The sequence below is a fragment of the Paraburkholderia solitsugae genome, assembly GCF_013177695.1.
Taxonomy (GTDB): domain Bacteria; phylum Pseudomonadota; class Gammaproteobacteria; order Burkholderiales; family Burkholderiaceae; genus Paraburkholderia; species Paraburkholderia solitsugae.
The window spans coordinates 27,450-41,011 of sequence record NZ_WOEY01000105.1 but is presented as its reverse complement, the minus strand read 5'-3'; the positions used below and the strand labels follow the sequence as shown (position 1 = coordinate 41,011).

Annotated in this window: 8 protein-coding genes; all 8 read right to left on the bottom strand. The window is 62.7% G+C overall.

The features are described from left to right. Nucleotides 1–261: 261 nt before the first annotated feature. The 8 genes from GNZ12_RS26895 to ligD all read right to left on the bottom strand — a co-directional run bounded on the left by GNZ12_RS26895 (nt 262) and on the right by ligD (nt 13,487). Entirely contained in the window at nt 262–1,737 is a 1,476-nt protein-coding gene (locus tag GNZ12_RS26895; RefSeq protein ID WP_172315228.1) for a patatin-like phospholipase family protein, read from the bottom strand. Nucleotides 1,738–2,449: 712 nt separating this feature from the next. Further along, the gene (locus GNZ12_RS26890; RefSeq protein WP_172315227.1) at nt 2,450–3,409 is read right to left on the bottom strand and encodes an SOS response-associated peptidase family protein; all 960 of its coding nucleotides are present in this window, start codon (nt 3,407–3,409) and stop codon (nt 2,450–2,452) included. Between the two features lie 46 nt (nt 3,410–3,455). Then, nucleotides 3,456–6,599 carry an error-prone DNA polymerase gene (locus GNZ12_RS26885; RefSeq protein ID WP_172315226.1) on the bottom strand — a complete coding sequence of 1,048 codons (3,144 nt, stop codon included), beginning with the start codon at nt 6,597–6,599 and terminating at the stop codon, nt 3,456–3,458. Between the two features lie 6 nt (nt 6,600–6,605). Continuing rightward, the gene (locus tag GNZ12_RS26880) at nt 6,606–8,075 is read right to left on the bottom strand and encodes a Y-family DNA polymerase (RefSeq protein WP_172315225.1); all 1,470 of its coding nucleotides are present in this window, start codon (nt 8,073–8,075) and stop codon (nt 6,606–6,608) included. Continuing rightward, on the bottom strand, nt 7,996–8,712 hold the full coding sequence (imuA, locus tag GNZ12_RS26875; protein ID WP_172315224.1) for a translesion DNA synthesis-associated protein ImuA: 717 nt from the start codon (nt 8,710–8,712) through the stop codon (nt 7,996–7,998). The genes GNZ12_RS26880 and imuA overlap by 80 nt, the downstream gene beginning before the upstream one ends. A 444-nt stretch (nt 8,713–9,156) precedes the next feature. Next, a complete protein-coding gene (locus GNZ12_RS26870) occupies nt 9,157–9,999 on the bottom strand; it encodes a tetratricopeptide repeat protein (RefSeq protein ID WP_407947735.1) in 843 nt (280 codons plus the stop codon). Next, nucleotides 9,996–10,907: a non-homologous end joining protein Ku gene (gene ku, locus GNZ12_RS26865; RefSeq protein ID WP_172315223.1), complete on the bottom strand. Its 912-nt coding sequence runs from the start codon at nt 10,905–10,907 to the stop codon at nt 9,996–9,998. Before ku ends, GNZ12_RS26870 begins: the two co-directional genes overlap by 4 nt. 66 nt (nt 10,908–10,973) lie before the next feature. After that, nucleotides 10,974–13,487, bottom strand: coding sequence for a DNA ligase D (gene ligD / locus GNZ12_RS26860; protein WP_172315222.1), 2,514 nt, complete (start codon nt 13,485–13,487; stop codon nt 10,974–10,976). Between the last annotated feature and the right edge of the window lie 75 nt (nt 13,488–13,562).

The following is a 13,562-nucleotide window of genomic DNA, read 5'->3' as shown; positions in this document are numbered from 1 at the left end:
GCCGGAGTTTCGACACATATCGTGAATAAAAACGGCAGTCGCGACACAAAACGTGAAAGTTCCCGGCGACCGTCGTAGAGCCGCTTACAGCAAGGGTTTGCGGGCATCTATCGGGTCCGAAGAACGCGAAGGTAGCCAAACGGGGCCCATGACGCTCGCAATCCGGATATCCGCGTTTCGGTTGTGGGGCGTGGAACGGAAACTGAGAGTGCCGAGGTGATCGCCACGGACGCGATGCGCCCCTAGCCGGAAGGGGCGCTATCAGGGCATAAGTGGGCTCCGCGCGTCAATCGGTCCTGCACGCCGGGACGCAACAGCAATGAGAGTATCGCGGTACCCCATTTCTATCAGCGTCGCGGCATATTTCGGCGAGAAATGCAAGGAAGCGAATACGCCGCCCAGTGCTGTGGACGGTGCTAGGCGGGTTATCTTCGGCCACGCCGAAATCTCGTCATAGGGGATCACCCGAGGCGGGGAACTTTGGATATTGAGGTGGTATGGGGTTTGGCCTGTCCGGAGCAAAGCGTAATCTTCCCTTGAGTAATCAAACCCGAGCAACCGGGGTCTGCGCAGCAGATCGAGGCATTCGTCGCGACGCTCGTCGTCTGACTTCCCATTCGGATCGAGCGATAGGAGCCAAATCTCGTCCAGGCCAAACTGCAGCAACGGTGTGATGGGCTCATTATCGGCCAGCCCGCCGTCCACATACTCTTTTCCATTGACAACGATCGCCTTAACGACCCCGAAGGGAATCGCCGCTGAGGCCATCAAAACATCTATACGCGCTTCAGGTGGCACCTCGTCAACGCGTATGTATTCTGGAACCCAGATCGGCTGCGCTTCTGGCGCCCACCATCCCGCTATGGTATTTCCCTTTGGGTGGTACCTCCATACCGGTCTGTCCGGGTCGTACACAAGCTTGTTCCAAGCTACCGCAGCGAAGCACGGCATCGTCAATGTGCTATCGCGCAGGAACTCGCCGATCGTGCTCCGCAGCGGAGCGCTGGAAAAGGTGGTGATACGAGTCAAAATGCGGAGCACCAATTTCAAGAAGGCGGATAGCACTACACCTAAGGCGATCACTAGGACCGAGAAGACCACGTAGGCGGCGCCGCGGACGTAGCCATTGTCGATGGCGCGAAAGACACTGACCGATACGACGATGAGACGTAACAGTAGGACTGAAAGCACCACACCGTACGCTAACTTTTCTGCAAAAAAATAGTATTCCTTCGTCACATAACCGATTAAAAAAAAGACAGCCGCGAGCGCCAGTATTCCGTAACTCATCGGCATCCGAACAAGTCTGTCGTCCCATACAATAAGACCACCATTTAGTACAAAGACCGACGTCGCTACGGCCCACGCCAGAAATATTGCGGCATATTCGGCGAGTTGCTGGTACTCCGTTCGGAATCGCCCCAATAAGATGCGATGAGCCCCAAGGTTAAATAAAATCACGGCCTGGAGAAAAAGCTGCGCAAGCGTGCGAGGAAGGAGCCGAAGAGGACCGTGAAACTGATACGTGTTGTGGGGTGATACCCGGCGCCACAATATCTCCCCGGCTTCAATCTGCCCTGTCGCCCAGATCGCAGCATTCAGTGCTCCCGCTGAGGTCGCGGACACCGCTTCGAATTTAATGTCGGACTCGTGGAGGGCTTTAAGGGCGCCGAAGCTGTATGCGCCCTTCGCACCGCCGCCGGCGATAACTAAACCCCGTCGGATGGGCCTATCCATGAGGCCGCCTGTCATCGATTGGTGAAGCCACGTTATCTCCTGGGGGGCGTAAGCTGCGAAGCAGACAGGTGGACCGGAACATCGCTAGGACATGCTAATGGAAGTGTGCCAAAACGGCTGCCCTGGAGCGCGTTGGGGGCATCATTCGCAGAAACGAGCTAAAGGAAAAAAGGGCCGGAAGGGTCCGATAATCTCCCGATCAACTTCGACGCCGTGCGATCGTAGTTTTCTGTCATCTCAGCCACGATACTGTCCAACTCCCATGAAGGGAAACGTCATGCCATGCGTTTTTCCAGTAAACGCAATCGGATGTTTTCACTATCTGTGCCAGCAGTTTTTCACTTGCCTGACACAGTTTTCACTTTCTGTGGCACCTGACACGAACAGTCGTGGCTTACTGAAGACTGAGAACGCATTAGACCCAATAAAGACCCGTCGCGGCTCATCGTCATCGGCGTGACAGCGGCCGCACCTCGATCTGCAGCGGGAGCGGTTGCGCACATTGTGATTTTTCACCAAGGGCACCCGCAAGCACAGTGCTCAGCTCCGGTGGCGAAGGTCCGTTGTCCAGGCGAAGCGGTCTCCTAAATGTCCGATTGCCGGCACAAGCGAACGACGGTTCATGGCCGCACCGGGACTTTCGTTAGGGCGACGGTCCGACCTACTTATGTGCACCGAGGCTCGGCCCATTGTCGTTCTCGACTTGTGCTGCTCAGGCCGCCATTCGATGTTCGTAGTAAGGGCGATAGCGATCGTCGAGAATCGCGTACTGTGCCGCAAGATTGCGTGGATCGGGATTGAGCCACGCGTCGATATGCTCCGGCTTGATCGGGATGATGCAGCGATCGTGGCCGGCGGCGGCAACTTCAGGCGGCGGCTCATCAGTGATGGCCGCGAACGAGAGCAGATCAGGCTGGCCGGGGCTTTGCCAGTGTGACCACAGGCAGGCGACGAGCATGTCCTGAGCGGGCCGCGGCTTGAACTCCAGGACCACGTTTTCCTCCAGTTCGCCTTCGGCGAGCTCGCGCCCTTCCAGGCGATGTCGTTTCACGTTTTCATAGAACGCATTCGCGACGATAAGTCCGTGCGAATACCCAAAAAGTCCCTTCCAGAAGCCTTCGAGGTTGTCCAGCCTGGCATTGTAGAGTCCGGGATATTTCTTGTCGTAGAACGCAGGCTTGCCAGCCGGGCGACAGTGATATCGCATCGGCTTGATGACGCGCTTGCCGTCTTCCATGACCATCACCGGAGCATAGTTGCCGGGGAAAATTCGCGAATCGCGGTCTTTCAGTTCGGTGCGCCGGAGATCGTCGAGCCCGCGCAGCGCCGACTCGATTTTGTTGGTTGCGATCCGTTTGCTTTCGGTGGCCGCCTTCGTCGTTTTGCCCTGAAGTGTGCGTTCCGCGTCGGCGAGCCGCGCGCGCTGCTTGAACAGTTCCTGCTCCAGCCTGGTTGCCTGCTCGCCGTTGAACCGGTCGATCGCCTCCCTGATCCGACGTTCCTCGTCCGTTTGCGGAGCCGAGAACGCCGCGTCCATCGCCTTCGGAATCTTGACGTTGCTGCCCTCGGCGCGTTCCCAGTAAAGCTGCGCGAACTCGCGAATGCTCATATGTGCGCCAAACATCCTGACGTACTTGCGGTAGTTCGCCACGATCTGGGCTGAATAGCACATGGTCGCTCTCCTTGAAGGACGGTGCGCCAACATGGTACGCCGGTTCCTAATGGAAGTTTCTCGTCGACGTGACGAGCGAGCCGAGCAGCGGGGACACGTCGACCAGCCGGTGAGCGACGAGGTGACGCACCTCTCCCTCCCGCTGCCACACACCGTACACGGCAAGCAGCGACGAGCCGAGCGCTTCGCGCCGCTGCTTTTCCTGCAGGGACGGCCAGATGATGACGTTGACCTGTCCGGTCTCATCTTCCAGCGTGACGAACATCACCCCCTTCGCCGTGCCGGGGCGCTGCCGGACCGTCACGATGCCGCAGGCACGCGCGAGCTGCCCGTTCCTGAATCCGGCCAGCGTCGACGCCGGCAGCAGGCGCTGGGCGATCAGGCGAGGGCGCAGCAGTTCCAGCGGGTGCCGGCCGAGCGTCAAACCGAGGGTCCGGTAATCACTGGCGATCGCCTGGCCTTCCGTCATCGGCGCGAGGACCGGCGTCGCGTCGTCATCAGTCGCGCCGCGCAGCAGATCCCGGTCAGGTACCGCAGCCACCGCATGCCACAAAGCTGCACGCCGGTCGCCGGCGAGTGAGCTCAATGCGTCGGCTGCCGCGAGCGCCTGCAGATCCTTGCGATCGAGCTGCGCGCGTCGTGCAAGATCGGAGACATCGATAAAGTGCCGCACGGCGCGCGCGAGCTCGATGCGCGCGGCGGCTTCCTCCTTCAGCCCGCGTACGAGCGACATGCCGAGGCGTACCGGCGCGCGAGTCGATTTGCCTTCGACAGCCGAATCCCAGTTGCTGAGCGTGACATCGACGGGCAGCACCTTCACGCCGTGGCGCTTCGCATCCTGCACGAGCTGCGAGGGTGAATAGAAACCCATCGGCTGACTGTTGAGCATCGCCACGAGGAACGCGACCGGCTCATGGTGCTTCAGCCATGCACTCGCATAGACCAGCAGCGCGAAGCTGGCCGCGTGACTTTCCGGAAAGCCATATTCGCCGAAGCCCTGGATCTGCGCAAAGATGGCCTCGGCGAATTCGCGGTCGTAGCCGCGCTCAAGCATCCCGTTCACGATGCGGTCGTAGTAGGCTTCGAGTCCGCCCTTGCGACGCCACGCAGCCATCGCGCGACGCAACTGGTCAGCCTCGCCGGCAGTGAATCCTGCCGCGAGCATCGCGACCTGCATCACCTGCTCCTGAAAGATCGGCACGCCGAGCGTGCGCGAAAGCGCCTGCTCCATCTGCGGACTCGGATAGGTGACGGGCTCCAGTCCCTGCCGCCGGCGCAGGTAGGGATGCACCATGCCGCCCTGCACCGGGCCCGGACGTACGATCGCCACCTCGATCACCAGATCGTAAAAGCGGCGCGGCTGCAGGCGGGGCAGCATGCTCATCTGCGCGCGCGACTCGATCTGGAATACGCCAACGGTATCGGCGCGACAGATCATCTTGTAGGTCTCTGAATCCTCGGCAGGAATGTCCTGCAGTTCGAACGGCTCGCCGCGCTTTTCTGAAATGATGTCGAGTGCGCGACGGATGGCTGACAGCATGCCGAGTGCGAGCACGTCGATTTTCAGCAGGCCAAGTGCCTCGATATCGTCCTTGTCCCACTGGATGATTGAGCGGTCGGCCATCGCAGCGTTCTCGATCGGCACCAGCCTCGACAGCTTGCCGCGGCTGATGACGAAACCACCGCTGTGCTGCGACAGATGTCGTGGAAAGCCCAGCAGCAGCGCCGCGAAATTCGCCCACTGCACGATCAGCGGTGCTTCAGGGTCGAGACCGGCCTCGGCGAAGCGGTTGAGCAGATCGCGGCTTGAGTCGAACCATTGGTAAGCCTTCGCGACGCGATCGACGATCGCCGGATCCACGCCGAGCGCCTTGCCCGATTCGCGCAGCGCGCTGCGCGGGCGGTATGTCGTCACGGCGGCTGTCAGCGCCGCGCGATCGCGCCCGTACTTGCGGTAGATGTACTGCACGACTTCCTCGCGGCGCTGATGCTCGAAATCGACGTCGATGTCGGGCGGCTCACCTCGCTCTTTCGAGATGAACCGCTCGAACAGCATCGACGAGCGCGCGGGATCCACCTCGGTCACGCCAAGAGCAAAGCACACGGCCGAGTTGGCCGCCGAGCCGCGCCCCTGGCACAGGATGCCTTCGCTGCGCGCGAACCTGACAATGTCGTAGACCGTCAGAAAGTAAGGCTCGTAGCGCAGATCCCCGATCAGCGCGAGTTCGTGTTCGATCTGCAGTTGCACCTGATGGGGGACGCCTTCCGGCCAGCGGCGATGCGCGCCAATGTAGGTTTCCTGTCTCAGGTAGCTCGTCGGCGTATGGCCGGCCGGCACCAGCTCGTCGGGATATTCATAGCGCAGCTCGTCGAGCGAAAACGTGCACAGGCGAGCGATTCGCAGCGTCTCCTCGAGCGTGCGCTGGGAATACAGGTTGGCGAGCCGCAGACGCGATCGCAGGTGCTGCTCAGCGTTGGGCGCGAGATCATAGCCGCATTCGGCGACCGGTCTGCCGACCCGGATCGCCGTCAGCACGTCCTGCAGTGGCTTGCGCGAACGCACGTGCATGACGGGCGCGCCGGTCGCGACAACGGGAACGCCGTGACGCGCCGCGACGTGTTCGACGGTGCCCCGGTGAATATCGTCCATTGCACGCGCGTGCAATGTCAGTGCGACCCATGCGCGATCGCCGAAGGTCTGGACGAACCACTCGACCTGCGTATCCAGTCGGTCTTCATCGGCGGGGTAGTCCGGTGACAGGATCGCGACGCAGTCGGGCAGTCCCCGCAGGTGTCCAAAGGGCTTCTCCGGGTGCGCGAGATCCAGCGGCGCGAGCCGGTAACTGCCCTTGGGTGCGCGCATGCGGCCGAGCGTGATCAGCTCGGACAGGTTGCCATAGCCTTCACGCGTCATCGCCAGCGCGGTGAATGACAGGGCCGGCGAGCCGTCGGCACTGGTCAGGTGGAAGTGCGACCCGACGATGAAAGGCAGCCCGGCCTTCTTCGCCTCGACGTGCGCGCGCACGACGCCGGCCAGCGAGCATTCGTCCGTGACGGCCAGCGCGGCATACCCGAGCTGTGCGGCGCGAGCGGCGAGATCCTCGGCGTGCGATGCGCCGTGCAGAAAGGAAAAGTTGGACGCGCACTGAAGCTCCGCATAGTCGGGCAGTGCGCCGTAGGTCGGCGCCATGGGCGATCACCCGAACAGGCCGTGCAGGAACCAGCGCGGCTCGCGTTCCTCGACGGCGCTTACGCGCTCCCGAAAGACCCAGTAGTGCACCGCGTCGTCGGACTCCGCGACAAAATAGTCTCGCGTCACCGGGTGCCCATCCTGCCAGCCGACCTCGATCCGTTCGCCCGGCGAGACCATGCGCAGCGGCGTGCCGTAGAACGGGCGGTGGCCGCGCATGATGAGCTGCACCGGGTTGTCCAGAAGCCAGGTGGGCCGCGGAAGATTGGGCGGCGGCAACGTGGGCCTGGCGGTCTCGCCGATGGGAAGCCAGCGTGCGGCGACTTCCGGGCGGTGGTCGGCAACCGGAGCCGCCTTGAGCACGTTCTGCGCGCCGAGCCGGGCGACGAGCAGCTCCATCAGGCGCGCGTGATCGTGCGGCGAGCCGCCGGGCTCCGGGAACAGCGATTCGCTCGGCGCGTCCGCTTCGCGGACGTCCTTTGCATCGAGGCGAACGGCGATGACCGGCGCGACCAGTTCGACGCGGCCCAGCCGTTCTTTCAGCAGGCGCACGAGGTGTTCCTCGCGTGACGTCGGTTCGCCAAGCGCGATTTCGATTGCCGTCGGCGGCACCGCCGCGCGGCCGCGTTCATGCTCGAGCTCAAGTACAAACCGCGCGATCGCCAGCTGTCGCGCCGACAGCCAGCCGGTCATCTGCAGGATCAGCCGCCGCGCCGCGAACAGCACGGCTTCCGCATGCTCGATCCGGTCGGGCAACTCGAGCCGCGCGCTGAAGGCGGGGGGTAACTCCAGCCATTCGTATACTTCCGGCGCCGCGCCCGTCGCGCGATCGAGCGCATCCAGCAGGGCCGTGCCGCAGCGCTTCCTGAGGCCTGCGCGGGGTAATCGCCGGACGTCGTCGACCGTTTCGCATCCCAGTCCGTCGAACCATTCGGCGTAGGGGCGCGCAGGCGGCAGGGCAGGTAGCGGCACGCGACGCAGCGTACGGTCGACGGAGCGCAACGTGAGCGCGATGCCAGCCGATGACCGGGCGAAGAGCCACGCGGACTGCCCTGTAGGGGCAACGGCAAGTGTCGCGGTCACGCCGAACGCGGTCACCGTTTCACCCGCCCGCCGGCGCAGTGGCCGGATGCCACCGAAGAGGCGCAGGCTTGCCGAGACGTCGGCCAGTACGACCGATTCCTCCGCCAGCACCACGTGGGGGGTGAACTGCAGCAGGGCGAACGCCACGCCACGAACAAGCTCCGCTTCACGGGTGAGATCACGTTCCCGGATGACCGCGTCGGGGGCGAGCGTCAATACGCCACCGCGGCGCATGCCGGGCACGATCCCGGCCGAGTGCGCCGCGCGGTCGAGCGCGACAACGCGGTCCTTCTCCAGCACGACAAACCCGGCCTCATGGCGTGGCGTCGACCAGCGCGGGAGAAACGACTCGAGGGCGAGGTGCGGCAGATGTACGCCGATCCAGAGTTGCATATCGGCTCAAAAGTGCAGGTGAAGGTACGAGAGGAACGAAAACGGGTTCGTCGCGCTGCGGTCCGCGGCGTTTGACGAACGTCACTTCAATACCGCCCCTGGCGGCTCGCAGCGCAAGCCGCAGCGGCGCTGGCGACGTCGCCTGGGCGGCCGCGAGTGGGCGAAACAGGAACAGCAGCGTGTCCGAGGCCTGCGCGGCCAGATGCAGGCGCCGGAGCGCCTCCTGCCGCACTTCGGCCTGCCAGAAGAGCAGGGCGCCGCAGGTGCCGGCACGCAGGATCTGCTCGGCGGCCCACAGCGCATCAGCCGTACGTGGTGCGCGCAACACGCAGGCCTGTCGTGCGGGAACGCCCAGCCACGCCAGTCCGGCGGGTTGTAGCCGATGCGGCGGCTGCAGCAGGAGCAAGGGGCGGGATCCGACGGTCGCCAGTGCGGGCTGCAGCAGACGCAGTTCACCGCAGCCAGGCTGCGGTGTGAGCACTTCGGTGAGCGCGCCCGCGGGCCAGCCGCCGCCCGGCAGCTCGGCGGCCAGCGCGGCGTGGCCGCACGACACCACCCGATCGAAGCCGGCGGCCAGCTGCGAAGCTCGCCATAGACCAGGGTGGATTTCTTCGGGGTGACGCGGCAGGGCGCTCATGGGGCAAGAACACTGTATGGATATACAGTGTCTAGTGTAGCGCTTATCCCGGAAAAATGTAAAAGGAGGTGCTCCGGAGGCCACGGCCGGTTGCCCGCAGGCCGTTCAGGCGGGCGCAAGATCATCTTTCGCGACTGGCTCTGTCGCAATTCTGCAACGCCTGCGTCAGCGATTGACATAAGGCCGCCCCAGGGCAGAGGCGGCAATGCGGCCTCCCGCAAATATTCAGACGAGATACCTGATTGCTTCAGAAACACGGATGTGTAGGATGGAGCCAACGCCAGCGCCCCGTGCGCGGCGTGTGTGTTCGCGCCGCAGCAATGTCTGCGGCTTTTTTTATGCATTCGGGAAATCTCTGGCGCTTGCGCCGCCATCCGGAGTCACTAACCTGACGGCAGCTTTGCAGCATCTTCCGGCACCGGAGCCTTATTAGACCACCGTCTATCAAGCGCCCTGGATACGACGGTACGCGTTGTAGTGTCGGAGCGCGCCTTGCTTGTCCCCTCGAAGTTCCTTGAGTCTTGCAAGGTTGTAGTGTGCATCCGCGTAGTCTGGCTCAATCGCGAGGCACTTGCCGTAGCCATTCAGCGCATCCTCGGCGCAATCTAGCTCCTCCAGCGCAACGGCGCGGTTGAAGTGAAGCTGGCAGTCGTCCGGGAAGTATTCCAAAGCCCTGTCAAACACTGCCAGCGCTTCTTCGCAGCGTCCCTCTTCACACAGGAGAACGCCCAGGTTGGTGTAAGCGCCGTAGTGCGCCACAGGCAGCAACTCCACGACTTTCCGATAAGCATGCTCGGCCCCCTGTCGGTCCGTGGCAGTCAGTTGCTCACCTAGCTCAAACCACTCCTCGGCCTTGATGTGAGCGTCCTTTGCGCTGCGAGGGAAGCTGTCCAGAAACGCAACGTCACCTTTCAGGGGAGCGACCTCAAAGTCGAGCAGCAACTGCCCCGACTCAGCTTCCCATTGGTCGGGACCTAACCGCACAGCAATTGTGTTGCCAACGGCGGTAATTCGAATCCCGGTCAAGGGCAGTTCCTCCGGGAGCGAAGCCTTGAGGCGCGTCAATGACCGCAATATCTTGCGCGAAGGAATGTTGGCCGTCTGGAGCTGATAGGCGGTACGCAGCAGGACAGCATCGTGAAAGCTGTAGCGCAGTTCGTTCCGGGGGCCGCGGGCAGGGGTCACAAAGCCGGCTTCGACCAGGCCGGTCAAAACTCTGCGCGATATACCAAGCAGGGACTGGAGACTGCGCAGAGAGTAGTGATGCTCCAAAGCGTGGCGCGTCACTTCCGGGCCCGTACCCGAGCAGATGGTTCCTCAGCCTTCTCGGCGCGCTTGACGCCCTTACGCCCCTTCGGGGCAAGGGCCTCGACATCTCCGGCAGAAGCCCTGGCCCTGGTGGCAGGCGGCCTGACCTTGCCGCCTTTGGCCAGGCTCGCGCGCAGCGCATCCATCAGGTCGATGACCTGCCCGGTAGCGGACACTTCCACTTGTTCGGGCGTAACAATCTGCCTGCCGGCAATCTTCTCGTCGATCGCTTTGAGAACGCGCTTCTTTTCCTCGTCTTCGTACTGCGTCGGGTCGTAGTTCTCCTCGGCAATCTGGTCGATGAGCTGTAATGCCAATTTAAGCTCAGGCTCAGAAATCTCGGCTTGCTCGATGTGCAAGTCCTTCAATGAGCGCACCTCGTCGGCAAAGAGCAGCTGCTGAAAGACCAGGCCGTCTTCGGTGGGACGAACCTGCACCATATGCGTCTTGCCCCTGGAGGCCCATCTGGCCACCGCGCAGCGACCGCTCCTGAGCATGGCTTCCCTGAGCAGGTTGTACGGCTTTCCGCCTCGCTTGTCCGGAGCCACGAAATAGGCCTTGTCGTAGTACAGAGGGTCGACGGTTTTCTCCGGAATGAAGGCCACGATTTCAACCACGTGACTTCCGCCCTCTTCGAGCGCCTTCAGTTCGTCTGAAGAAAACACAACAAACCGGTCCTTCTCAAACTCATATCCCTTCTGCAAATCCGCACGCTCCACGACCTGCCCGGTCCTCTCCGAGACGTACTGTTGTTTTGCGCGGGAGCCGTCCTTGCACATGTAGTTGAACTTGACGGCGGTTTCGCTCTCGGTGGCGCTGTAAAGCTTGACTGGAATGGACACCAGACCGAAGGAAAGCGACAGCGATGCGATAGAACGTCCAGGCATGACATCCTCCACACAACAGGTGGTGGGCGGGGCAGCAACCAGGGCAGGCACTCGTGCTCGTGCGACTCAGCTTAGCCTTTTCATCGCTGCCGTCAACAGCTGCCGGGTCGACCAGTAATCATGCCAGGGGTCTTCGGTCTGGAAGCTGAGGTACTCGCGCGCTGTGGCCACGGTCCACTGCAACCCACTTTTCAGCGACATAAGTTGCTCCCAGGTCACGGGCATGGACACCCCCATGCCCGGCCGGGCCCGGGCAGAAAATGCGGCCACGGTCGTCTGGCCCATCCCGTTGCGCAGGTAGTCGACAAACACCTTTCCCTGACGATTTGAAAGGCCCGACTTTGCAGTGAATCGCTCGGGAATGGTGCGGACCAGATGCTGTACAAAGGCCCTGGAGAAACCCTTGACGGCCTCATAGTCGAGCCGCGGCGCCAGTGGCACCACAATGTGCAAGCCCTTGCCGCCGCTGGTCTTCAGCCAGGCCTTAAGCCCGAGTTCGGTCAGCAGCGTGTGGACAAGGAGTGCCGCCTCCTGCACCTCGAGCCACTTCAAACCTTCGCCGGGGTCCAGGTCGAAGATGACCCGGTCAGGCTTGTCGAGGCGCTTGACCGTTGAATTCCATACGTGGAATTCAACGACGTTCATCTGGGCGGCCGAAACGAGTGCGTCCAGGGTGTCGACGGTCAGCAGGGCGCCGTGTCCCGGCCACACGTTCGCTTCGTGTTCCTTGAGCCCGGGCATCCTGGTCTCCGGATGTTTCTGAAAAAACAGTTCTTCGGTGATGCCGTTGGGCGCGCGCACCATCGAGAGTGGGCGGTCCTTCAGGTGGGGCAGCATCCAGTCAGCGACGCTTTCGTAGTACCGGACCAGATCGAGTTTGGTGATGCCGGCCATCGGGTCGATGACCCGGTCAGGGTTCGTTATCTTGACCGGGTTTGCCGCTGGCGCCGCGGCTGCAGTCCTGGCGGCTTCCCGGGTGATATCGCCTGCCGGCTTGTCGGTGCGCAAACCCTTGAACGAGGCGTGTCGCACGTGACCGTCACGCGTCCACTCGGCGAACGCGACCTCTGCCACCAGCAATGGCTGGACCCAATGCGCGTTGCCCGCAGTGCGCGTGGTCCGCCGCCCTGGTTTGACCGCTTTGGCGTCGAATGGCGCAGACGGCACTTCAACTGCGGTCAGGCGGGTCCACAGGTCTCGGGCAGTCCTGGCATCCCAACCTGTGCCGACGCTGCCGGCATGGCGGAGCCTGCCATCCACGTGGTATCCCAGCAGCAGGCTCCCGACCTCCTGTGATGCCGCACTTCGACTGGTGAAACCACAGATGACGAACTCCTGGCGGAGCCTGCATTTTGCCTTTAGCCAGGTCTGAGTCCGCGTCGAAACGTAAGGCGCGTCGCGCCGCTTGAACATCAGGCCCTCCAGGCCCAGGTCACACGCGGCCTGAAACACCTGCGCCGGCGGTGCGTCGAAATGCTGGCTGATCCGAATCCGCTCGGTGGGCTCGCCGATAAGCTGCTCGAGGAGTGCTCGCCGGGAGGTCAGGGGCACCTTCCGGAGGTCCTGGCCGTCCCAGTAAGGGACGTCGAAAAGGAAGTACACGATGTTTTCATTGCGGGGCCCGGTGATGGCATTCTGGAGCGCATTGAAGTCAGGGAGTCCGTCCTTGAGCACCACCAGCTCTCCATCCAGCCAGGCCTCTGTGATTCCAAGTTTTTCGACGTCCGAGGCAAGACGCTTCAGCTTACTGGTCCAGTCGTGGCCGCCTCTCGTGAACAGGCGGGCGCGTCCCCTGTCGATGCGCGCCATCATGCGATAGCCGTCGAACTTCGTCTCCACTACCCAGCCGTCATCTTTCGGCAGGGATGTCGCCAGGGTGGCAAGCTGGGGCTCCAGCGTCGCGGGCAGGTCGGAGTTGACGGCAAGTGACAGGTCGATCTCTGGCTCCGTCACGGGTGACATCCCGGCAGTCGCTCCAGGCGCGCGCTCCTCGACGAGGCCAAGCGGCTTGCCGGCGACGCTGTCGGGCAGCGCCTTGATGACATCGTATTGCGCGAGCGGTTGAGCCCATTCGTCACGCTTCTTGAAGAGCATCCATTGGTCCTGCCTGTCTTCAGGCCTGGAGATGCGCACCAGCTCCCACAGCCCCGCGAGCTTTTCCCCGTGGAGCCTGAAAACGAGTTTCCCGGCCTTCATCCCGTCATGCGGGTCTCCAACCGGCTCCCAGGTGCCGCGGTCCCAAACAATGACGGTGCCAGCGCCATACTGTTTCGGCGGGATGGTGCCTTCAAAGTCTGCGTAACTGACCGGGTGGTCCTCGACGTGAATCGCCATCCGCTTTTCCTTGGGGTCGTAGCTCGGCCCCTTGGGGACAGCCCAACTGAGCAGGACACCGTCGAGTTCGAGACGAAAGTCGTAGTGAAGCCGGCGTGCCCAGTGCTTCTGGATAACGAAGGAGAGACCTTTGACGGGCGTTGAGGGGCTGGGAACCTGTGGCGCAGGCTCGGGCGTGACCTTGAAGTCACGGTTCTGTTGGTAGCGGGCGAGCGGGGGGCGGGTCCTGTCGGAGCGGGCAGCCATGGCCTAGTCTACGGCTGGTCCAGCCGGTCCGCCAACGACTGAAGGGTGTGGGATGCACGCGATACCTCCCGCCCC

Excerpts from the sequence above, each read along its gene's own strand:
- GNZ12_RS26890 (WP_172315227.1), bottom strand. The coding sequence starts at position 3,409 with ATGTGCTATTCAGCCCAGATCGTGGCGAACTACCGCAAGTACGTCAGG.
- imuA (WP_172315224.1), bottom strand. The coding sequence starts at position 8,712 with ATGAGCGCCCTGCCGCGTCACCCCGAAGAAATCCACCCTGGTCTATGG.
- GNZ12_RS26880 (WP_172315225.1), bottom strand. The coding sequence starts at position 8,075 with ATGCAACTCTGGATCGGCGTACATCTGCCGCACCTCGCCCTCGAGTCG.
- GNZ12_RS26885 (WP_172315226.1), bottom strand. The coding sequence starts at position 6,599 with ATGGCGCCGACCTACGGCGCACTGCCCGACTATGCGGAGCTTCAGTGC.
- GNZ12_RS26895 (WP_172315228.1), bottom strand. The coding sequence starts at position 1,737 with ATGGATAGGCCCATCCGACGGGGTTTAGTTATCGCCGGCGGCGGTGCG.
- ku (WP_172315223.1), bottom strand. The coding sequence starts at position 10,907 with ATGCCTGGACGTTCTATCGCATCGCTGTCGCTTTCCTTCGGTCTGGTG.
- ligD (WP_172315222.1), bottom strand. The coding sequence starts at position 13,487 with ATGGCTGCCCGCTCCGACAGGACCCGCCCCCCGCTCGCCCGCTACCAA.